This is a genomic window from Pseudomonas sp. MG-9 (assembly GCF_018729515.1).
Taxonomy (GTDB): Bacteria; Pseudomonadota; Gammaproteobacteria; order Pseudomonadales; family Pseudomonadaceae; genus Aquipseudomonas; species Aquipseudomonas serboccidentalis.
Window position 1 is genome coordinate 886,100 of the sequence record NZ_JAHHZH010000001.1, and the last position, 21,297, is coordinate 907,396.

Annotated in this window: 17 protein-coding genes, 1 tRNA gene and 1 pseudogene; 12 read left to right on the forward strand and 7 right to left on the reverse strand. The window is 59.9% G+C overall.

The features are described from left to right. Positions 1–3 precede the first annotated feature (3 nt). From KKQ10_RS04010 to KKQ10_RS04020, 3 genes are all read right to left on the reverse strand, one after another. Entirely contained in the window at positions 4–1,212 is a 1,209-nt protein-coding gene (locus tag KKQ10_RS04010; protein ID WP_215500388.1) for a DSD1 family PLP-dependent enzyme, read from the reverse strand. A gap of 74 nt (positions 1,213–1,286) precedes the next feature. Then, entirely contained in the window at positions 1,287–2,615 is a 1,329-nt protein-coding gene (locus tag KKQ10_RS04015) for a D-arabinono-1,4-lactone oxidase (RefSeq protein WP_215500389.1), read from the reverse strand. A gap of 76 nt (positions 2,616–2,691) precedes the next feature. Further along, positions 2,692–3,045 (reverse strand): c-type cytochrome, encoded by a 354-nt coding sequence (locus tag KKQ10_RS04020; protein WP_215500275.1) that lies wholly within the window; start codon positions 3,043–3,045, stop codon positions 2,692–2,694. Between the two features lie 342 nt (positions 3,046–3,387). Between KKQ10_RS04020 and KKQ10_RS04025 the strand changes: the two genes are divergently transcribed. The 3 genes from KKQ10_RS04025 (at position 3,388) to KKQ10_RS04035 (ending at position 8,070) form a co-directional block, all read left to right on the forward strand. Continuing rightward, a complete protein-coding gene (locus KKQ10_RS04025; RefSeq protein ID WP_215500276.1) occupies positions 3,388–5,013 on the forward strand; it encodes an NADP-dependent glyceraldehyde-3-phosphate dehydrogenase in 1,626 nt (541 codons plus the stop codon). A 46-nt stretch (positions 5,014–5,059) separates the two neighbouring features. Then, the gene (locus KKQ10_RS04030; protein WP_215500390.1) at positions 5,060–6,100 is read left to right on the forward strand and encodes an FUSC family protein; all 1,041 of its coding nucleotides are present in this window, start codon (positions 5,060–5,062) and stop codon (positions 6,098–6,100) included. A gap of 80 nt (positions 6,101–6,180) precedes the next feature. Continuing rightward, positions 6,181–8,070: an acyltransferase family protein gene (locus tag KKQ10_RS04035; RefSeq protein WP_215500277.1), complete on the forward strand. Its 1,890-nt coding sequence runs from the start codon at positions 6,181–6,183 to the stop codon at positions 8,068–8,070. On the opposite strand, the gene KKQ10_RS04040 is transcribed toward KKQ10_RS04035, so the two are convergent. Next, positions 8,057–8,953 (reverse strand): DMT family transporter, encoded by an 897-nt coding sequence (locus KKQ10_RS04040; protein ID WP_215500278.1) that lies wholly within the window; start codon positions 8,951–8,953, stop codon positions 8,057–8,059. The two genes, KKQ10_RS04035 and KKQ10_RS04040, sit on opposite strands and share 14 nt — an antisense overlap. 150 nt (positions 8,954–9,103) lie before the next feature. On the opposite strand from KKQ10_RS04040, the gene KKQ10_RS04045 reads away from it, so the two are divergent. Both KKQ10_RS04045 and KKQ10_RS04050 read left to right on the forward strand, forming a co-directional pair. Then, positions 9,104–9,541: an Lrp/AsnC family transcriptional regulator gene (locus KKQ10_RS04045; protein ID WP_038368669.1), complete on the forward strand. Its 438-nt coding sequence runs from the start codon at positions 9,104–9,106 to the stop codon at positions 9,539–9,541. A gap of 58 nt (positions 9,542–9,599) precedes the next feature. Then, positions 9,600–9,926 (forward strand): YceK/YidQ family lipoprotein, encoded by a 327-nt coding sequence (locus KKQ10_RS04050; RefSeq protein ID WP_215500279.1) that lies wholly within the window; start codon positions 9,600–9,602, stop codon positions 9,924–9,926. Between the two features lie 71 nt (positions 9,927–9,997). Here KKQ10_RS04050 and KKQ10_RS04055 read toward each other — a convergent pair whose 3' ends face one another. Next, complete coding sequence (locus tag KKQ10_RS04055) at positions 9,998–10,669, reverse strand: Bax inhibitor-1/YccA family protein (protein WP_027613775.1); 672 nt, start codon at positions 10,667–10,669, stop codon at positions 9,998–10,000. Between the two features lie 123 nt (positions 10,670–10,792). Between KKQ10_RS04055 and KKQ10_RS04060 the strand changes: the two genes are divergently transcribed. From KKQ10_RS04060 to KKQ10_RS04090, 7 genes are all read left to right on the forward strand, one after another. Next, a tRNA-Ser gene (locus tag KKQ10_RS04060) sits at positions 10,793–10,880 on the forward strand. Positions 10,881–11,238: 358 nt separating this feature from the next. Beyond that, positions 11,239–11,670: a bleomycin resistance protein gene (locus KKQ10_RS04065; protein WP_215500280.1), complete on the forward strand. Its 432-nt coding sequence runs from the start codon at positions 11,239–11,241 to the stop codon at positions 11,668–11,670. A gap of 368 nt (positions 11,671–12,038) precedes the next feature. Beyond that, positions 12,039–13,718, forward strand: a complete 1,680-nt coding sequence (locus KKQ10_RS04070; protein ID WP_215500281.1) for an apolipoprotein A1/A4/E family protein — start codon at positions 12,039–12,041, stop codon at positions 13,716–13,718. Positions 13,719–13,787: 69 nt separating this feature from the next. After that, positions 13,788–15,584: a DUF748 domain-containing protein gene (locus KKQ10_RS04075; RefSeq protein ID WP_164747808.1), complete on the forward strand. Its 1,797-nt coding sequence runs from the start codon at positions 13,788–13,790 to the stop codon at positions 15,582–15,584. A gap of 21 nt (positions 15,585–15,605) precedes the next feature. Then, positions 15,606–18,032, forward strand: coding sequence for an SAM-dependent methyltransferase (locus KKQ10_RS04080; protein ID WP_215500282.1), 2,427 nt, complete (start codon positions 15,606–15,608; stop codon positions 18,030–18,032). A 13-nt stretch (positions 18,033–18,045) separates the two neighbouring features. Continuing rightward, a complete protein-coding gene (locus tag KKQ10_RS04085) occupies positions 18,046–18,726 on the forward strand; it encodes a phytanoyl-CoA dioxygenase family protein (RefSeq protein WP_215500283.1) in 681 nt (226 codons plus the stop codon). A gap of 867 nt (positions 18,727–19,593) precedes the next feature. Next, positions 19,594–19,872, forward strand: a complete 279-nt coding sequence (locus KKQ10_RS04090) for a hypothetical protein (RefSeq protein ID WP_215500284.1) — start codon at positions 19,594–19,596, stop codon at positions 19,870–19,872. Between the two features lie 166 nt (positions 19,873–20,038). Here the strand turns inward: KKQ10_RS04090 and KKQ10_RS04095 are convergent, their stop codons facing one another. Further along, positions 20,039–20,551 carry a lysis system spanin subunit gene (locus KKQ10_RS04095; RefSeq protein ID WP_215500285.1) on the reverse strand — a complete coding sequence of 171 codons (513 nt, stop codon included), beginning with the start codon at positions 20,549–20,551 and terminating at the stop codon, positions 20,039–20,041. Beyond that, positions 20,551–20,973: pseudogene (locus KKQ10_RS04100) on the reverse strand (cell wall hydrolase). Before KKQ10_RS04100 ends, KKQ10_RS04095 begins: the two are co-directional and overlap by 1 nt. Positions 20,974–21,297 lie beyond the last annotated feature (324 nt).

Consider the following 21,297-nt stretch of genomic DNA (forward strand, 5'->3'; position numbering starts at 1 on the left):
TGTTCAGGTGTAGACCGGCCAGGTGTCGACGATCTTGCCGTTGCGCACGGCGAGCAGATCGCCGAATTGCAGAAGTACGGCTTCGGTCTGGGTCGGGCGCAGGAAGACCTGGTCTTCCACAGTGAGTCCGACGGCGCTGGATCCGTTGACCATCTCCTGATTGGAACTGCGCCCGTACACGCCGTTGCTCTGCAATCCCGGCGGCGATTCGAACTCGGCCATCCAGTTGCCGCCGTAGATGAAAAAGGTCTGGCGCTGGTTGGTGTCCCACCACGAGAACAGCTTGGACTTGTTGTCCAGCGCCGGGATGTTCACTGGGCCGGTGCTTTTTAGAACGGGCGTGGCGATGTAGACCGCGGGCACATGCTCGCTCAGCGACGGCAGGTCATAGTGCGTCGGTTTGAGCATCGCGGTTCCGACTGAAACCTCGCTGCTGAGCTTTTCGTTTTCATGGATACGATAACTCGGGCTGCCAGCGGTGTTCAGACACAAACCGTCATGCCACAACGCGGGAAACTGCTGCCGGGTGTAATCAACGCAGTTTTGGTAAATCACCATGACCTTGGCAAACAGTTCGTCGGGCGAGCCGAGAATCCCCGGCACGCCCATGCCCACGAACGGGTCGTAGCCCATGAACCCGGAGAATTCCAGATGCTGCGGGTTGGCGCTGATCAGCGTGAGCATCTGCCCAAGCACCATCACATCACTGATCCCGCCGCGGTGCAGGCCGACGCCCAGTTCGATGTTGATGCGCATCCGCGTGCCCAAACCCTGAGCCAGCGCGAGGTATTGCTGCAATCGTTCGGGGCCGTCGAGCAGCCATTGCAGCTGTTTCGCGGGATCGAACGGGCCTTTGTGGGTTTGATAGAACAGCTCGGCCGAGCGCACCGGCAATGGCTTGCCCAGCAAAATGTCGGACTGCGGGAACACCTGCGCATCGTGATTGAGAAACGGCTGATGAAACGACATCAGTTTCTGCGTCCCGGCACGCTGCGCGATGTAGTTCAACAGCCCCGGCGATGGCAGCGACTTTTCCACCAGACGCAGTTGCTTGCCGCCGCGTCTGACCGACTGCATCACCACATCAATGTTGTGATCGAGGCGATCCAGGTCGATCAGCAACACCGGGCGCATCGGCCCTTTGTCCTTCAACTCATTGTTCAGCGCACGAAAATAATCGCTGTACGGCGCGCCATGATCGCCCGGCCTCAGCCATGCGCCAACGCCTGCCAGCAACGCACCGACACCCAACGTGCCAAGGAGAAAATTGCGTCGATTGACCGCCATCAGTTCACCCCCAGAATCGACGACAGATGCGCATTGAGAAAGCGCCCGCTTGGATCGAGCGCCTGACGCACATCGATAAACTCGCGCCAGCGCGGATACAGCGGCTGCAGGTTTTTTGCATTGAGCGTGTGCAACTTGCCCCAGTGCGGCCGGCCGTTGTACTTCCAGAAGATCGGCTCGACCGCCGCGAAGAAGTTGTGATGATCCATCTGGTAATGCTGGTGCACCGAGATCGAACAGCTGTCGCGGCCCTCGAACATGCTCAGCGGTATGTCGTCGGCCTTGACGTAGCGGTACTCGATGGGAAACCAGGTGCGCAGGTCCTTGTCCTGAATCAGCTTGAGGATTTCGCGCAGGCAGGCCGGGCCGTGTTCGGCGGGCACCGAGTACTCCATCTCATTGAAACGCACGGTGCGCACGTTGGCGTAGATGTCGAACGAGTCGCCCACCCGATCATCGAAGCTGGCCAGATGGCGCAGGCTGTTGAGCAGCGTGCGGCGCATGTCAGGGAAGTCGCTGCCGTATTTGTCGATCTTCTCGATCAGGGTCACGAACTCGTTGCCGCCCTCCTCTTCGGGCGGAATCGGCGGTGTGGCCGGGTCGCTGGTTTCGTTGAGGGCGATGGACAGTGCGTAGTCGGAATGGGTGACCACAAGCATTTCCCAGTGCTGGTTTTCCCGGGTGTTCTTGTCGAGGTCTTCCAGCAATTCTTCGGTCTTGGAGATCCACTGCCGTTCACGCAGACGATAGGCCGGGCGATTTTGCAGGCGGATTTTCGTCGCCACGCCCAGTGCACCGAGGGAGACGCGCGCGGCGTTGAATACCTCGGGATGGCGCTGGCTGTCGCAGTCGAGCACCTCGCCGCTGGCCGTCACCAGTTGCATGCCGCAGACGTGCGCCGAGTAAGACTGAAAGGTTTTGCCGGTGCCATGGGTGGACGTGGCGATGGCTCCGGCGAGGGTCTGGTAATCGATGTCGGCCATGTTTTGCAGCGCCTGACCGACGCCCTTCAACGGCACGCCCATGCGCGACATCGGCGTGCCGGCGGCGAATTCGGCTTGCAGGGTTTTCGCGTCGTGATCAAGCAGGCCGGTGAAGTAGCTCAGCGACAACAGCGTGCCGTCGGTGGGCACCAGGGCGCTGAAGGAATGCGCCGAACCGACCGGGCGAATCTTGCCCTGGGCCTGGCGAATTACCGTCGTCAGTTCATCGAGATTTTTCGGCGCCAGTCGCGCTGCCGGCAGGCAACTCTGCCCGCCTGACCAGTTACGCCAGGGGATCAGTCGCGGTGCGCGCATCAACTGGCCCAATGCCGGGTTCGCCGCCAGCGCACTGAACGCGCCAACGATGCTTGCCCGTTGCAACAACTGACGCCGTGTCAGATCCATGGTCATGCGCGGGCCCTTACTGTGGGAGGGGCTGGTCGGCCATGAAGCCGATCAGTTGCAGGAATTGTTCTTCCGAACATTCGATGCACTGCCCCATCGGCGGCATGCCGTTGTAGCCATTGATGGCGTGGTCGAGCAGCGTGTCGACGCCCTGCCGAATTCGCGGTTCCCAGGCTTTGCGATCGCCAGTGAGCGGTGCGTTGGCGGCCGGGTTGGCGTGGCACAGCTGGCAGCTGTTGGTGTAGATCTGCGCCAGTGCCGGGTCGGACGGTGTGGCGTTGCGAGTGGTCGCTGGCGGCTCGGCTTTTTCGCCGCAGCCGCACAGCGTCATGGACAGCGCCAGCAGTAAAGTGAATCGGATGGCCCGCATAACGATCCTCAAGGGTGGCATCGCTTATTGTTGTGATCACACCTTAAGGCAGCGACGTCAGCGGGTTGAGGGCATTGCGGGACAACGAGGGGGCCATCCGGGGACATCCCCCAGTAGGAGCTGCCGAAGGCTGCGATCTTTTGACTTTGTTTTTCAGGAGCAAGATCAAAAGATCGCAGCCTTCGGCAGCTCCTACAGGGTTGGGTGTGGGCATTGCCGCTCTGTTCCGGGCCTTCGCGTGACATTCGCGTGACATTCGCGGGTTTAAATTTCAACGTATTCAGGCGTATAACCTGTAAAGACTTTTTGATCTGTATGCGGACATCAACACGGGGTAGCGACATGACCACAGCAAACATCCTTGGCAACCTGTTCCCTTCTGTCAGCGACATCCCGGAAAAATACCGCCTCGACGGTCAGGTCGAGCAACGCGAATACCTCGTCGATGGTCAGTTGCGGCGCTGGGACGGCCCGCTCGCCCAGGTGCGCAGCCCTGTGTACCTGCACGGCGAAAATGGCGCTGAACAAGTGATCCTCGGCAGCACGCCGCTGCTCGACGCCGACACGGCCCTCACCGCCCTCGACGCCGCCGTGCGGGCCTACGATCGTGGTCAGGGCCTGTGGCCGACCATGCGTGTGGCCGAACGCATCCAGCACGTTGAAGCGTTTCTCGGGCGCATGCGCCAGCAGCGCGATGCGGTGGTGAAGCTGCTGATGTGGGAGATCGGCAAGAACCTCAAGGACTCGGAGAAAGAGTTCGATCGCACCTGCGACTACATCGTCGACACCATCAACGCACTGAAAGAACTCGACCGCCGCTCCAGCCGTTTCGAGCTGGAACAGGACACCCTCGGCCAGATCCGCCGCGTGCCGCTTGGCGTGGCATTGTGCATGGGGCCTTACAACTATCCACTCAACGAAACCTTCACCACGCTGATTCCGGCGCTGATCATGGGCAACACCGTGGTGTTCAAGCCGGCCAAGCTCGGTGTGCTGCTGATTCGCCCGTTGCTCGAAGCGTTCCGCGACAGCTTCCCCACTGGTGTGATCAACGTGATCTACGGCAGCGGCCGCGAAACGGTCAGCGCACTGATGGCCAGCGGCAAGATCGACATCTTCGCCTTCATCGGCACCAACAAGGCCGCCAGCGACCTGAAAAAGCTGCACCCGAAACCGCACCGTTTGCGCGCTGCGCTGGGGCTGGATGCGAAGAACCCCGGCATCGTGTTGCCGGAAGTCGATCTGGACAACGCCGTCAGTGAAGCGGTGACCGGTTCGCTGTCGTTCAACGGCCAGCGCTGCACCGCGCTGAAGATCCTCTTCGTGCATGAAGACGTGGTCGACACCTTCATCGAGAAATTCAACGCCAAGCTGGCGACGCTGAAACCAGGCATGCCGTGGGACAGCGGCGTGGCACTGACGCCATTGCCGGAGTCGGGCAAGGTCGATTACCTGCACAGCCTGGTGGCCGATGCGCAGAGCAAGGGCGCGCAAGTGGTCAACCCGAACGGCGGCGAAAGTCGCGAATCGTTCTTCTACCCGGCCGTGCTGTACCCGGTGACGCCGCAGATGCGCGTGTACAACGAGGAACAATTTGGCCCGGTGGTGCCGATCGTGCCGTACCGTCACCTCGATACCGTAATCGACTACGTACTGGAATCGGATTTCGGCCAGCAACTGAGCCTGTTCGGCACCAACCCGGTGGCGATCGGCCGACTGGTCGACACCTTCGCCAACCAGGTCGGGCGGATCAACCTCAACGCCCAGTGCCAGCGCGGCCCGGACACCTACCCGTTCAACGGGCGCAAGAACTCCGCCGAAGGCACGCTGTCGGTACATGATGCATTGCGGGTGTTTTCGATCCGCACGCTGGTGGCGACCAAATTCCAGGACAGCAACAAGGATCTGCTCAGCGAGATCATTCGCGGCCGCGATTCGAGCTTCCTGACCACCGACTACATCTTCTGACGAGGACCTTGCACTGAGTATATTCAGCACCCACCGACTGCCACCGCTGTTGCGGCGAATCCTGCGTCCGCTGCTGGACCCGTACCGCCGCTACCAGCACGCCCGGCTCATTCACGCGGTGCGCGTGGCCTTGGGGTTGCTGGCGACCATCCTGCTGACCACCGGCATCAACCTGCCCCACGGTGAGTGGGCCTCGGTGACCATGCTGGTGGTGATCGGCGGTCTGCAACACCACGGCAACATCGGCAAGAAAGCCGCCGAACGCGCCACCGGCACGCTGATCGGTGCCGGCGTCGGTCTGGTGCTGGTGGCGCAACAGGCGTGGCTGGGCCTGCCATGGCTGACGTACTTTGCCATGGCAGTGGTCTGCGGATTTTTCTCCTATCACGCCATCGGCAAGGGTGGTTATACCGCCCTGCTCTCGGCGATCACCGTGTTCATTGTCGCCGGGCATGGCGACAATCCGATCACCGACGGCTTGTGGCGCGGGGTCGACATCCTGATCGGCATCGCCCTGGCCCTCGCATTCTCCTTCGCCCTGCCGCTGTACGCGGTGTATTCGTGGCGCTACAACCTGGCCGATGCCTTGCGCGACTGCGCCACGCTGTACGGGCGGATCATCAGCGGCCAACCGGTCAGCGCCGATGAACACCTGAAGCTGATGGGCCGGGTGACCACGGTGATGGTGCAACTGCGCTCGCTGATGCCTTCGGTGTCCAAGGAAGTGAAGATTTCCATGACTGAGCTGGATGCGATTCAACGCAACCTGCGCATGTGCGTCAGCACCCTGGAAATCCTCGGCAACACTCGACCGGATGCCAATGACCCCGACGCCATGGCGCACCTGCAATCGGCGCTGCGGGCCGAGCACCGGGTGATTCGCGTGCAACTGATCGGCATGGCCCGGGCCTTGAAGTCCGGCGCGGCGCAACGCCTGGAGCGCCCGCTCGAGCTGCCCGACGCCAGCCGCGACACGCCGGTCTACAGCACCCTGGACGGCTACCGTCTGCTGACCCGGCAACTGGCGGCCAACATCGGCGAACTGCGCCAACGCCTGGGGAAAACCGCGCCGCGCTGGAACATCTGAGTTCTCGGAAAAAACCCATGTAACAAAGCCGACATCATCACTACAATGCGGCTCACAACGGATGTGTACATGGATGCAAAATGCAGTTCAGGACGAATATCAATGCGTTACGTGCGCTCGCCGTTTTGGCGGTCGTGCTGTTCCATTTCAGGATTCCAGGTTTTGAGGGCGGGTTCGTTGGCGTAGACGTGTTCTTCGTCATTTCCGGCTTCCTGATGACCGGCATCATCTTCAACGGCGTGCAACAACAGAATTTTTCCCTCCTCGGTTTCTACGCCTCGCGTGCCCGACGCATCATTCCCGCCCTGCTGACCCTGTGCATTGCGCTGCTGATCTTCGGCTACGTGTATCTGCCACTGGACGACTTGCGCGAGACGATCCGCACGATCAAGAGCAGCCTGCTGTTCAGCTCGAACTTCAGCTTCGCCCAGAGCGGCAACTATTTTGCGGCGCCGCTGCATGAAAACTGGTTGCTGCACACCTGGTCGCTGTCGGTGGAGTGGCAGTTCTATATGTTGTATCCGGTGTTGATCATGGGCTTGCACCGGTTTTTCGGCGCCGACAGAACCCGCTTTGCCTTGATCGCCCTGGCGCTGACCTCGCTCTGTGCGTCCATCGTTGTGACCGGCCTCAACCCGACCTTCGCGTTCTACATGCTGCCCACCCGGGCGTGGGAAATGATCGCTGGCGGGCTGGTCTTTCTGTTTCCCCTGCGGCTCAGCCTGCGCGGCGGTTTGATCGGCGAGGTGCTTGGACTGGCGGCGATTGCCGCCAGTGTGCTGTGCTTCTCCGAACAGGATCTATGGCCGGGTTATCTGGCACTGGTTCCGGTGCTCGGGACGATGCTGGTGATTCACGGCAATACCCGGTCGCTGTTCAGCAGCAATCCTGCGCTGCAATTTATCGGGAGCATTTCCTACTCGGTGTACCTGTGGCATTGGCCGCTGGTGGTGTTGCTGTACCTGTGCGGGCTGTTGACCAGTTGGCCGCACGTGATCGGCGCGGTCATCGCGTCGCTCGCTCTCGGCGCCCTCTCCTTCTACCTGGTTGAATCGAAGGTGAGAAAAGGTCCGACAGCGACACGCACGGTAATCAAGTTCGCTTCGCTGACGGTGGGTGTGGTTGCCCTGTCGGCAGTGATGTCTTCGCTGGTCAAGCAACACCCCGATTGGCGCCCGGCGCTGGTCGAACTCGGCCAGCCGCAATACACCAGCAAACTGTATCCGCAGGAGTGCTACGCCAACACCTATGCGGCGGCGGATTGCAAACTGGGCACGGGCGAAGTGTCGGTGATTCTGTACGGCGACAGTCATGCACAATCCACGGCGGCGGCGGTGCAGATGGAAAACCCTCAGGCGGCACTGTCATGGTCGCGGGGCGGTTGCCCGACCCTGGCCCATTTTGCAATGCACGACAAAACCGTCGAAAGCCAATGCCGGGGCTTCAATCAGGAAAAGCTGCAGCAGCTCAAAACCGCCTACACGGGCATTCCCGTGGTGCTGTTCAGTCGTGCGGCGCTGTATGCGGATTCGGGTCGGGAAAACAGCTATCGGATTTCCTTTCCCGAGCGGCCGGTGCCGTTTGCCGAGGCTTACACCGAAGAGTACGTCAGCACCGTCTGCTCGATCGCAGAAAACCACCCGGTCTATATCGTCAAACCGATCCCGGAAATGCCATTCAGCGTCTACAAGGGCTTGAACCTGAATCAGCGATTGTTTCGACAAATCAGCGACATTTCACTGCCGTTGCAGGCGTATGAGAAGCGCAACCGCATCGCCATCGCAACAATTGAAGAGGCGGCCAGGCGCTGCCACGCGACGGTAATCGACCCGACGCCGTATCTGTGCCCCGACGGCAATTGCATGGGTTCCAGGAACGGCGTGCCGCTGTACTTTGATGACAACCATCTGGTGGATGCCGGCAACCAGCAGTTGAAAGGACTGTTCCGCGATCTGATCAAACCGATTTGAGCTGACGCCGGGCTTTCAGACCCCAGCCTTGCTGCATCCCGGCGGCGGCCAGCAGAATCGCGGCCACACCCAGCCATTGCAGCGGTTCCAGGCGATGGCCGAAGGCGAACCAGTCGACGAAGATCGCCGCAATCGGGTAGATGAACGACAGCGCACCGGTCAGGGCCGTCGGCAGTTTCTGGATCGCGCCGTACAGCAGCACGTACATCAGGCCGGTGTGGACGATGCCCAGCGTCACCAGGCTGGCCCACGCGCCGCCCGTTTGCGGCAAGCCATTGAAGTGAGCAAATGGCGCGAGCAACAACACCCCGGTGCAGACCTGAATCAGCGCGATCAGATGCGGCGGTGTGCCGGTCAGGCGCTTGATGATCAGCGCCGCTATCGCATAGAGCAACGCCGCCCCCAGCGCCAGCGCAATCCCCAACAGATAGTCGCCACCACTCTCGCCCTGCCCGCCGTGGGCGCTGACGATCGCCAACATGCCGAGAAAGGAAATCGCCAGCCAGAACAGCTTCTGCAGAGTGATCTTCTCACCGAGAAACAGCGCCGCCAGGCCGACCAGCATGAACGGCTGCACGTTATAGACCGCGGTGCCGATGGCAATCGAAGCCCGGGAATACGAGGCGAACAACAGCACCCAGTTGCCGACAATCGCGACGCCGCTGAGCACCGCCAACAGGAACGTGGTGCGGGTCAGAATGCCCGGGCGCAGGAAGCCGAACGCGGCGCAAATCAGCAGCAAGGTGCCGGCACCAAACACACAGCGCCAGAACACCACGTCCAGCACCGGTTGCCCGGACACCAGCACGAACCAGCCGATGGTCCCGGAAATCAGCATGGCAGCGGTCATTTCAAACGAGCCGCGCCGGATTGTGTTGTCCATCATCGTTCTCCCTAAGCGTTTGACGAAAGCGTGGCAAAAGTATGCCAAGCCGACAGCACACGTCTCCAGCGCAAAAAGCAGGCTAAACTCGATTTCTGCCTTTTTTATCGCGGGTGGTTTCCTTCAAATGCCTAATACCGGAGTTGCCCCATGACCGACGATATCGACCAGATCCTCATCAGTGCCTTGATGGAAGACTCGCGCCGCTCGCTCAAGGCTTTGGCGCAGATCAGCGGCCTGTCGTCACCCAGCGTGGCCGAACGGTTACGCCGCCTGGAAGAGCGCGGCGTGCTCAAGGGCTATACCGTCGAAATCGACCCCAAATGCTTCGGTTATCAATTGCAGGCCATCGTCCGGGTACGGCCACTGCCTGGGCAATTACAGGAAGTGGAGCGGCAGATTATGTCGATTCCGGAGTTCACCGAATGCGACAAAGTCACGGGCGAAGACTGCTTCATTGCCCGTCTGCACGTGCGTTCGATGGAGCAGTTGGACACCCTGCTTGACCGGCTCAACACCCTGGCAGAGACCAACACCGCGATCGTCAAGAAAACCCCGGTCAAACGCCGGTTGCCGCCGATGGCGTGAGTGCTTTTAACGCATGTTCGGCGTAGATTGAGGTTTTTCCGGCGAAGGATTGGCGGTAATGAACATTCAGACAGTGCTACTGGCGGCATTGATGCTCACCGGGTGCGGGACGGTGCAGACCGTAGCATTCAGCGACAAAGCCTCCGTAGACCAGTTGAAGGCAAAAAAAACCTACTGCGGCGCCGTACCGCGAATCTACAGCGGAGCAACCTACGACTTTTGCATGCTGCACGCAGAACGACCGGATGACGTCGATGCGTTCAACTACAACAACGCCTCCCCCGGCCTGGTGGTCGATGCAGCGGTGTCGGGGGTGCTCGATACCTTGTTGCTGCCCTACACGATTTACAAGCAACAGACCGATGGCAGCATCGTGATCAACTGATCGCGCCTGTTGTTTTTCGCAGACAACAAAAAACCCGCCTAAGCGGGTTTTTCGTTATTTCAGGACAGCGATCAGTCGTCACGGCTCATGATGCCGAAGATCTGCAACAAGCTGATGAACAGGTTGTAGATCGATACGTACAGGCTGATGGTCGCCATGATGTAGTTACGCTCGCCACCGTGGATGATGGCGCTGGTCTGGAACAGGATGCACACCGACGAGAACAGCACGAAACCTGCGCTGATCGCCAGCTGCAGACCGCTGATCTGGAAGAACATGCTCGCCAGCGTTGCACCCAGCAACACGAAGAAACCCGCGGTGATGAAGCCACCGAGGAAGCTCATGTCCTTGCGGGTGATCAACACGTAAGCCGACAGACCGCCGAACACCAGCGCGGTCATCGCGAATGCCGAGCTGACCACTTCAGCGCCGCCCTGCATGCCCAGGTAACGGTTGAGGATCGGGCCGAGCAGGAAACCCATGAAACCGGTCAGCGCGAACGCGGACACCAGGCCCCACGCGGAATCACGGAGTTTGTTGGTGAGAAAGAACAGCCCGTAGAAACCGATCAGCACCACGAAAATGTTCGGGTAGCCGACGCGCATCTGCTGGGCCACGAAAGCCATCACACCGCTGAATGCGAGGGTGAGTGCGAGCAAGCCGTATGTGTTGCGCAGGACGCGGCTAACCTCTAGCTGCTCAGCCTGCACGCTGTTGTGAACTGCGTAATCCTGTTCGCGCATGGCGACACTCCTGTTGGTTTGAAACGTTCAGTCGCAAAGATCATAACAGACGCTCTGTAACAAGCCATGCACAGAGTTTGACAGTGTGTTTCATTCAGGTATTATGGCGCCCGCAACGCAAACGGAGGTGTGGCCGAGTGGTTTAAGGCAACGGTCTTGAAAACCGTCGACTGTAACAGGTCCATGAGTTCGAATCCCATCGCCTCCGCCATCTTATGTACGACAAAGCCCTGATTATTCAGGGCTTTGTCGTTTCTGGGGTTTGAGATTGTGGGTTCTCGCTTCCTGGATCGTTTCCGCATCTTTTCGGGCATTTCCGCAACCCTACATTCCAGACCGCCCTCTTCCCGTCAATTTTTCAAGCGCCAGATTTGATGAGATGGACGAGTTTAGAGAGAGGCGCAAGGCTACTTTCTGCTGTGGATTCAACCGGTCGACGCAACACGACTCCATAACTCCCACCCGAGCGTGCATCATCGCGCTCGCCACGATCCCGTCGTGGTATCGAAGCCATCAGTGCAGAACCTGCCCGCCCGCCAAAACGAGCCTTTTGAAGTGGAAGTCATCTCATGTTCGAACGTAACAAACTGGTTCCGGAGTTAATGGTCACCAACCTGGATAGCAGCCTGGCTTTTTGGGTTTCTCGTTTGGGGTTCAAAGTAACTTATCAACGCCCGGAAGATGGATTTGCATACCTTGATTTGAATGGTGCTCAAGTAATGCTTGAGCAAGTTGATTCGGACGCGGGTCAATGGCTGACTGCGACGTTGACCAAGCCGTTTGGAAGAGGCATCAACCTGCAGATTGATGTTGAGGCTGTCGCACCCATCATTCAAAAACTTGATCAGGCTGGATGTCCGCTCTATCGAGAATGCAAGGACACCTGGTATCGGGCTGACAATGTAGAAGTAGGCCAGCGCGAATTCATCGTCCAAGATCCCGACGGTTATCTCGTAAGGCTGGTAGAGAGGTTGGGTGAGCGACCGGCTTGCTCAAAGTGAATCTGAATCTGAATCTGAGCCAAGCCGACCGTCAGCTTTGGGTCGAAAACGGTCTCTCCTGACCATTGGGGCCAACGAAAGCCGCGATCCGCGCCAAGCTGCAGCCTCGCGCCAATGGAACACCATGCGCAATCTGGCGTTTGCCTCGGTATTGACGCTGGTGACGGCTTTGCGTACTGGCTGCTGCCCCGGATGTTCTGCTCCGCACTTTTAAGCGCTATGTGTGAGGTGTCGCCCAGGGCCAGCAATAAGGAGCGGCCGAACTAATCGCTAATCGGTCTGATCCGGGCCCAATACGGGCAAAACGCCACACTACACTTCCTTTCCTGTGCTGATGGTTCAGCATTTCCAAGGAAAGGAGATCTGCAATGACTGTTGCCGAAAAATCCGGAACCAACACCCCAACTATCACCGTGACCAACCAGAGCGGCGGCGACCTTGCCGTAGTCAGCGCCTACAGCGACGATGACGCCAGCGCCCAGCAGGTCTACAACCAGACCTTGAGCCTGCTGAAAACCAGCAGCGGCAATAGCACCATCGCCAGCACCGCGGCCGCCGACGTAGTACTGGTCGGCGCAACTGGCCAGGTGATCTTCGACCTGCTGTATTCCCGCCCGGCCAACCTCTATCCGGTGTGTAACGCCTCGCTACTAGCCATCGGCAGCTCCCCCCAGGCGCTAACAGTGACGGCGCAAAACGCCGCCACCATGACCAACGCATTTACCTTCATCCAGACCCTCTCCGCCTACCCGTCCTCGAGCCTGGCGCAGAACTACGCGGCGGCGGCGCAGAGCGCCTCCAACAGCACCTCGAACCAGGGCATCGACTCGGCGATGAGCGCGTTCTTCGCCAGCACCAGCAAGTTCAAGGATCTCGACGTGGTCACAGTGACCACCGCCCAGACCTACCTCAGCGCCTTCCCTTTCGGCTGGGCGCAGAGTCAAGCCAAGTACACCTATTTCTTATACGCGCCCGGTACCGCCAGTAGTGGTAGTGACAGCGCTTCGCCTAGCCAGCTCGGCACCCTGACCATGGTGCAGAAGAGCAACCTGCCAGTACCCGCCGACCCCACCGATCATTCCGGCGGCTACATCCTCAGCTTCATCGACAGTCACAAGCAGGTCACGCCACTGTTCTATTCCAACGGACAGTTCGTTTCCAGCCTCACCGACGACGTGCCAGCGCTGTGCTTCAAGGGCCTGTTCACGGTGAAGAGCCAGATCAGCGGCAACACCGACGACACCGAGGTGCTACCGATCCTGCACGGTTCGATCAACGGTGTCACGGTGCTCGGTCTGAACTTCCAGCTGCCGGCCAACGACGACAGCAACGAGTGGTACGCGCTATTCCACCCGAAGAATTTCTACCAGTTCCTGCAATCGACCGCATTCATCGTCGGCGTGCTGATGGCCACCGAATGGATCGGCAGCAAGCTCGTCGCCCTGGGCAAATACATCAAGAACAAGTGGAACGGCGAAGTGCCTAAAACCCAGGAGCAGCAACTCAAGGAGGTCACCGACCGCCTGGAAGCCAACCAGAAGGAATTCTTCGACAAGATGGCCGAGCGCTTCGGCCCGCAGGACCCAGTGAACGTGCCAGAACCCGCAGCGCTTGGCCCAAGTATCGAGGAACTGCGCGCCAACCAGGTTGCCGAACTGTCGGACGTGCAGCGCGATCGTCTGAACGACTCCATCGATACCCAACTGGGGCAGATCGAGGATCTGGCGAGGATCTCCGACACCCCGGCGCTCAACGAAGCGGCCAGCAAACTCGCCCAGGCGCGTGACGACCTGAACGATGCCTTCACTCCCGACGAGATGCAGCAAGCACTGAACGAAGCCACCACCGCGGTGAATGACGCGCATACGACCATCGGCGAATCGATCGAGACCAATGCCCAGCACTTGAACCAGGAACTCAAGCAACAACTCGACGAGGCACAGATCGCGGTCGAAGACGCGCAGAAGCTGAACGAAGACACCGAAGCGGAAAAAGACGGCGTCAAGGACGGCGAGTTCGATGAAGACCTCAAGCCGATCGAAATCTGACCCTCCCCCTTCATTTCCCCCAGATCGGCTACCTGTCGGGTAGCTGGTCGCGCACATGGAAGCGCCAACATGACCAATACAATGATCACAGTGGTCAACCAACTGGATTTTACCCTGGTTGTCTATGACACGATGTCACAACCCGTCGGCGATCCGCCAAGCACCAACCCCGCTGATTACTACCCGGTGTACAAGCAACTGGGCACAGTCGCCCCAGGGCAGAGCGCGCAGATCCCCAGCCCGGAAATCCTCCCGCGGCTGGTAATGACCCGGCAGAGCGATGACTTCCCGGTACAGCTGTTCGTTCCAGATCTGGTCCATGAGAACTTCAGCACCACCGTCACCAGCACCGACCTCGCCTCGACCAACGCCGCCTGGGCCTTCTACCAAAGCTATGTCAGCCAGCCCTATGGGCCGCTGGCGCTGCAGTTCAGTGCGCTGGTGACCGACCCGGCGAACATGCTCACGCTCGACCAGCAAGTCTCCGGGCTGCTCTCCACCAGCCCATACAAAGGCGCCGACTACGACGCCTTCAACATCGTCTCGTTCTGGGCCGGCAACTCGCTCTACGCCTGGAGCGGCACCTACTACTGCTACGAACCGACCACCAATGGAGGGCAATTGGTACTCCCGCAAACCACGGTCGGCACCTTGCTAATCCAGGACGGCAGCGCGACCTTCACCGACAGTCTCGGCGCCAAGACCAGCGTGACCTTGTATAACCTGCAACTCAGTTCCAGCGGCGCCGGTAAAACCTCCGGACTGATCGTCACCGGCACCCTGCGCGACCTCAGTTGGGAAGGCAAACCCGATCAGTTGGCGATGTGCTGGTCCGGTACCTACAACGGCAACGTATTCATCGCCCAGCCCTACCAGCAGCCGACCATTCCCTGGTGGGCGGCGGCCTACGACATGGCCTTCATCGCCTTCGAGGGTGTGCAGATCGCCATGACCGTGGACATGGCCGTGCACGTGCTGCAAGGCGCAGCCAGTGGCCTGAAATGGCTGGGACAGAATGCCCAGACGCTTTACCAGAACGTGTCACAGCGCCTGCAGTCGGTGGGCGAAAACGCCAACCCGCTGGGCGATATCGGCGACCCGGTCGACCCAATCAACGTCGATGTGGATGTGGACGTCGACGTGGATATCGATATTGACGTGGACATTGATGTTGACGTGGACATCGACGTGGATATCGACATCGACATCGACATCGATGTGCTGGTGGTGGACATCGACGTGGACATCGATATCGACATCGACACCGACAACGTGGTGGACAACGTTGACGTGACCGACACCGATGTCGACGTTGACATCGACACCGACGTCAACGTCGAACCGGGAATGGTCCAGGGCCTGGTCAACAAGGTCGGCAACTGGATCATGACCAAAGGCTTCCCGGCACTGGTCGAGAACCTCACCATCATGGTCGCCTTCCAGACCGCCGGGCAGTTGCTCAACGCCTGGAAAAGCTCCTCCGAGCAGTACCTGGCCTCGCTTGCGCCACAGCAGTCGACCGGCGTCGGCCTGCTGGTCAACAGCATGCTCAACGAAGCCAACTCGGTGCAGATACGCTGGACCACCTTCGCCCAGTACGTCAAGGAAGCCGAGCCGGACAACACCACCCAGCAGATGAACATCGCCACTGTGCTGATGACCGCCAATGCTGCCGCCGACAATGCCCAGCAGGCCTGGCGCTGGTCGAGTGATGACGAGAACGCGTTAGTCGGCCAGATGGCCGCCTGCAGCAGCGCCGACCAGGCCTACATCCTGCTCGGTGGCAACACCTACAAGGGCCAGGTGTTGCCGATCAAGGTCGGTTGCAGCGTCGCGCTCAAATACCTTAATCGGGTTGCCGGCTAAGCCTTAGGAGAGGAATTTCCCATGATCCGTTCTACAGCAACGTCAGCCGAGGCGGCACCCGCCTATGCCAGTAAGCAGGAACACGCCCAGGCCTGGGAAGCTCTGGCCCGCGACATCGCCCGCCAACTTCCGGCCTCGGAAACGCCGCCGGCCACTACCACGCGCCAAGCTGCCGGGCAGTTGACCATCATCGGCTCGGGTATCGAGGCCATGGGCTTCAGCGTCGGCGACGAAGCACTGCTCAAGGCTGCCGACAAGGTCTTCTATTGTGTCGCCGACCCGGCCACCACGGTCTGGCTCAAACATCTGCGCCCGGACGCCTTCGACCTCTACGTGCTCTATGACGACAACAAGGTGCGCTATCACACCTACATGCAGATGAGCGAGGCGATGCTGCACCCAGTGCGCCAGGGCGAGAACGTGGTGGCTGTGTTCTATGGCCACCCGGGGATCTTCGTGCTGTCGACCCACCGGGCGATCGCCATCGCCCGCCGCGAGGGTTACGGGGCGGTAATGCGTGCCGGCATCTGCGCCCTTGACTGTCTGTGCGCCGACCTCGGCATCGACCCCTGTCATCCCGGCCTGCAAACCCACGAAGCCACCGACATGCTGGTGCGCGATCGGGTGCCGGACACTAGCCTGCACGTGGTGCTGTGGCAGGTCGGGCTGATCGGAGAAATGGGCTTTCGCCGTGAAGGCTACCTCAACGAGAACTTCTCGATTCTGGTGCAGTACCTGCAGCAGCATTATGGCGACGACTACTCGATCACCCATTACATCGCCTCTCGCTACCCGGGGGTCGCGCCGATCGTCGAGCATTTCCCGCTGAGTGCCCTGCATGACCCGCAAGTGCAAGTACGCTTTACCGGCATCTCCACCTTCTACATCGCACCCAAGGTCAGCCGGCCGAGCAACCGCGAGATGGCAATTCGACTGGGCCTGCTCAAGGACCACGAAATCCTCAAGACCCCGACCAACCCGCAGCGCGAGGTCGACCGCTATGGCCCGCGCGAGCTGGCCGCGATCCGCCAGTTCGAGAGTTTCAAGGTACCGCTGGACTATCACTGGCAGGAGTCTACCCCCGCCAGCCATTTCATCCTCGCCCTTAAAAACGACATCGGCCTGCGCCAGCGTTTTGCCGACGACCCGGGAGGCACCGTCGACAGCGATGTGTTTCCCGGTCTGAGCGGGCGCGAGAAACGCCTGCTGGCCACCGGCGACCCCGGCGCCATGCAGATCGCCGCCAAGGGCGTGTTCGCCAAGGACTCGAACAACAAGGCATTCCTCTTGCAGATGCTTCGCAGCAAACGCCTCGCCGGCGAGGTGCGCAAGGCCTGCCTGGCCTGTGACAAGAGCACCGGCAGCCAGCACCTGGAAGAAGTCGCGCGCTTCCAGGGCTGGCAGTTCGATGCCGGCAGCCTGGCGCAGGACATCGTCCTGCTCAACCGTCACGACAGTCTGCCCTGGACCGGAGTCTATTTCAGCGCCGCGGCGCAGCGGCTGATCGTGATCATCGGCGACCTGGGCAAGCCCGAGCAGTGCTTGCTATACGTCGACGGCCAGCCGGTGTGTCAGGCGCGCTACGAGAAAGGCATTCTTAAGTGGACGGCGGCCAGCGGCAACCCGCATAACGGGTTCCTGCGCACCGACCTCGGGCCTGGGCGCAAGCGCCGGCTGATCGGCTCGATCTGGGGCGAGCAGGACAACCTGCCGGCCGAGCATGCGCTGATCGCCAACGAACTGCATCCGGGCGGGCTGACGCCGGTGCATCTGGTGGGCGCGCATCGCAACCAGTTGGGCGACTGCCTGCAGATTGCCGTGCGCGATCAGCAGGTGGTCGCCCAACTCAATGGCCGGCCGCTAGGTGCGGGGCTGAGTATCAGCGGCTGGTCGCTGTGCGTGGGTGACGCGCGCTTCGACCTGCAGGCACTGGGCGCGCCGCCGCAGCTGGGCCAGCTCTACCAGCGGCAGGCGCCGCTCGCCGATGAATACTGGGGCAGCTATGTGCTGAGGAACCAGCTCGCTGACAGCCCGGCCGTCGTCCTCAACTGGTCGGAGCAGGGCCTGACGGTAAATAGCCTGGTCGTGGGGGAAAGCCGCTTCGCGGACTATCGCCTGAGTTGGAGCGGCGGCCCTGCGATGGCTGCCAGTGGCACGCTGGAGCTGCTCTGGGACCCGATCACCCTCGACGTGGTGCTGTTCGGTAGCATCGGCTTACCGGCCAACGGCAAGGTCAACTGCATCGGCGCGCGGCTGGGCGCGCGGAGGCTGCCGACGGTTAATCCATGGTCCGATCAAGGGCTGTCCGCGCAGGCCTGGGAGTGGCTGTACCGGCTTTGCGCCGCGGCCAACAAGGAAGGCGGCGGGTTGATGCTCTGGCAGAAGTGGCAGAAGTATGCGTGCAGCACGGCGGTTATGAACCGTCAGTTGCATGCCGTGCTGCGCTAAAGGGTGGCAGGCCATGGACCTGTTTCGTCACCAACGGGCCGGCGGGCCGGCTGGGGTGTGGATGGCCAGGGTAGAGTACGACACCGTGGCCTTCCCGTTTCAGCAGATCGTCGCGCGGGACATTTATGGCGTGAGCGAACTGGCCCTACTGCATCGGGCGCAGGCTGAGTGTGAACAGTGGCGCGGAGATGAGCGCGCCGGCTATCACGCCAACCTGCGCCTGCGCGAGCGGATGAAGGGGCTGGCCGAGGACTGCCAGTTGTACCAGGCCTACCATGGTTTTGCCCGGAGCGTGATTGCGGCCGCGTTTGGCGGAAAGATCGCCTATGCGAACCAGCCGAAATGGCGGGTGCACCTTGCGCATACCTGCAGTGTCAGTGCCTGGCACTGCGACGCCCAGGTTACCCGGCGCAGCGATCAGTTGACCCTGTGGGTGCCTTTTGTCGATGTTGACGAGGGTTGCGCGATGCATGTCGAAACTGGGTATGGCCGGGGCGATTTCGCACCGGTAACACTGCGTTATGGGCAGGCGTTGATCTTCGATGGAGGGTATCTGGCGCATGGCACGGTGCACAACCATACCGAGGTCACGCGGGTAAGTATGGACATGCGCTTCGCCTGCCATCGCGGCACCACCGCGAGCTTTGAGCGCTTACGCGAAGCGCGGCCTTCGCCGCTGCCGACCTGGGCGTAGATTGCGGCGGCCCTGCTCGCTCCCATAGGAATAGTGCTGTACCTGTAGATACCGTCTTGACTCTCTCATCGCGCAAGCGCGAAGTTTGGGTCAAACGGTACGCCTGACTTGAGCTCTCCATAGACCAAATGTTACAGCTTGCGCATCGCTGCGCAGAAGATCAGGTCAGCAGGAAGACGTTGCGCACGCGGCAGCACATGAGATCCACGCAACACCCGACGACCCTCCCCCGAACGAGTTCCGAGCGTACATGCTCGACAGCGTCAACCCTCGCGCTGCGTCGGCGGCGACAAACACTTCGATCACCATCGCCCATCTCCTCTGCGCATAGCTACGGATTAATATACAAAGCTTTAGCTAATACTCAGATCGTGAGCGTGCTTCGTGTCGACCTATGCCAGGTTCTGTACGAAATCCCGAGAAACTCAATCGTCGCCCCTCGAACGCTGAGACCTTGGAACCAAGGGGCGCACTTGATCGACCCTGTCGGTGAAATTCACGGCGGGGCATTCGTGAATAACGGCTGATATTGCTGCAGTAGGGGCTTGAGCAGTGCATAGGCCACGCAGGCCTGCTGATACGTCACGCCCCTGCGCCGGCCCTGATCGGCGCACTTCAACATGCCGGCAGACACCAAGACCGGGGAAAACCACAGAGCGCCTTGCATTCACTCGTATATGGTCTTAACTGTGCAATGCAATAAAAGTTACAGGTTAAAAAAGCCACAGAAATGCATTCCATTTTTCCCTAGATAAAAGTCCTCGACGAGTCAACCTAACTACTGATTATCAGTGGAGATGGCAAGTCTGCAGAATTTTAAATAGGGAGCCTACTCATGGAACACTCAATTCAAAAAGGAATATGAATATGAGCATCAAAATCACAAATGGGGCCACCAGAGAGGTTCAAGTCGCAGTCAGCTTTTGGTATACAGATAGTGACGTCAGTGATACCTATTACCCACTGAAGCCCGGCGATGGTGAAGGATGGAAACGCAATGACTCAAGAGGTTACTTGATGACCATAAAAGGCCAATCCCAAGCAGGTGTATATTACGTTGCCTTTGACAGCGAAATCCTCATAGAAGACAACCGTGTAAAGGACCGCGGCGAAACCCTTACCCGACTATCTTTGCAGGCTCAATAGTATCGAAAAGCTTTAAAATCAATAAATAGACATACCAAATGACCAACATCGTACATGATGTTGGTCATTCCTGTGTGGAGTAACACTGAAGTCCCTCATCTGACTTACCCAGCAGGAGTTTTTTCGGCTGAGTGCTAAGATTTGGCATAATGTTCGAAAACAACTACTACTTATCTGTGGCAACCTCTTTGACATAGGCTTGGCACGCGCCCAGTGCGATCAGTCCTTGGTCACCGTCGTCAGTGATGGCGATAATTCGTTGAGCATGCGCGGGGTCAAGTCGGGCGCGTACGGCTGCATGATCCACGCCGCCGGCACCAGCGGTGGCTGACACCCCACAGCCTTTGGCAGTGTCGGTTGCGTCGAGTAGGACTGACAGCCGCAGATCAGAAGTGGCAAGACGATCGCGCAGGCGATCTTGGTCACGTTGGGCATCGGTCATTTTCTCGAAGTGGGTTTGCTCACTGACAGCCCGCCGCTGCTCAAGCGCCAAACGCTTGTCCTGCTCGACCTGCTGCACTGTCGCGGCGGTCTGGGTCAGTTGATTGAGGGTTTCGGCGTGCTGCTGGGCTTGCTGGGCCAATTGCTTCCCGTAGCGCCAGTCCTGAAACTGCCAGGCGCTTCCGGCACCGATCAGCACCAGCACCACTGCGCCCACCGTCTTCCACGGAACGACCATCACGGCACATCCTTGAAGAAGACGTGCCCGCCCAGCTTGAGGGTCTGCTTCGCCTTCGCCGCCCAAGCTGGCGCCTCGATGCTGGTGGCGTAGTAATGCGTGGCGCCGCCGGTGGGATCTGGCACCTTGCCGTCGATCACCTGGTCAGCAGCGATCCGACATTGCACCAGCTCGCGAAACGGGATTTCCTTCACGCCGATCAGGAACTGGTAGTTCGGGTCGGTCTTGTTCCAGCAACTGAACTGATACGGCTTCTGGCAAACGCCGGCGTAGCCCTCGCCCCACCAAGACTTTTCCTTTCCATCAAACACACGGTTGCGGATCGTCCAGGCCACGGCCACTTGGCCGGCCGTCCCTTCACCGCGAGCCTCACCTCAGATTGCGCGAGCGAGGATGTCGCGGTCTTTTTCGGTGACAGCCATCACTTTTCTCCAGGCAAAAAAATACCCGCTCAGTGGCGGGCAACTATTGGGGCGTTTAGCCTTGTTTCTACGGCTCAGACACAAGCCTGACGATACAATTCGCCGATTAAAATATGGCTTGGCATCGCGGATCGGCGTGTTGTCCAGATAGTTGTCGTATTTGTACTGCCGTGCCTAAGGATCAGGTGAGTACGATCGAGCCATGGCACACCGAAAACAATGACCTCCGATGGCCTTCCGTACAGGTCGACTATAGGGCTACCCTTTCCGCCGAATGCCGGTTGAGCCCCGGACAAATCACCTCCCCCAATGCGGCCGCCCCGG

Excerpts from the sequence above, each read along its gene's own strand:
- KKQ10_RS04045 (WP_038368669.1), top strand. The coding sequence starts at position 9,104 with ATGACCGACGATATCGACCAGATCCTCATCAGTGCCTTGATGGAAGAC.
- KKQ10_RS04035 (WP_215500277.1), top strand. The coding sequence starts at position 6,181 with ATGCAGTTCAGGACGAATATCAATGCGTTACGTGCGCTCGCCGTTTTG.
- KKQ10_RS04040 (WP_215500278.1), bottom strand. The coding sequence starts at position 8,953 with ATGGACAACACAATCCGGCGCGGCTCGTTTGAAATGACCGCTGCCATG.
- KKQ10_RS04075 (WP_164747808.1), top strand. The coding sequence starts at position 13,788 with ATGACCAATACAATGATCACAGTGGTCAACCAACTGGATTTTACCCTG.
- KKQ10_RS04090 (WP_215500284.1), top strand. The coding sequence starts at position 19,594 with ATGAGCATCAAAATCACAAATGGGGCCACCAGAGAGGTTCAAGTCGCA.
- KKQ10_RS04070 (WP_215500281.1), top strand. The coding sequence starts at position 12,039 with ATGACTGTTGCCGAAAAATCCGGAACCAACACCCCAACTATCACCGTG.
- KKQ10_RS04065 (WP_215500280.1), top strand. The coding sequence starts at position 11,239 with ATGTTCGAACGTAACAAACTGGTTCCGGAGTTAATGGTCACCAACCTG.
- KKQ10_RS04080 (WP_215500282.1), top strand. The coding sequence starts at position 15,606 with ATGATCCGTTCTACAGCAACGTCAGCCGAGGCGGCACCCGCCTATGCC.
- KKQ10_RS04055 (WP_027613775.1), bottom strand. The coding sequence starts at position 10,669 with ATGCGCGAACAGGATTACGCAGTTCACAACAGCGTGCAGGCTGAGCAG.
- KKQ10_RS04085 (WP_215500283.1), top strand. The coding sequence starts at position 18,046 with ATGGACCTGTTTCGTCACCAACGGGCCGGCGGGCCGGCTGGGGTGTGG.
- KKQ10_RS04095 (WP_215500285.1), bottom strand. The coding sequence starts at position 20,551 with ATGGTCGTTCCGTGGAAGACGGTGGGCGCAGTGGTGCTGGTGCTGATC.
- KKQ10_RS04025 (WP_215500276.1), top strand. The coding sequence starts at position 3,388 with ATGACCACAGCAAACATCCTTGGCAACCTGTTCCCTTCTGTCAGCGAC.
- KKQ10_RS04050 (WP_215500279.1), top strand. The coding sequence starts at position 9,600 with ATGAACATTCAGACAGTGCTACTGGCGGCATTGATGCTCACCGGGTGC.
- KKQ10_RS04020 (WP_215500275.1), bottom strand. The coding sequence starts at position 3,045 with ATGCGGGCCATCCGATTCACTTTACTGCTGGCGCTGTCCATGACGCTG.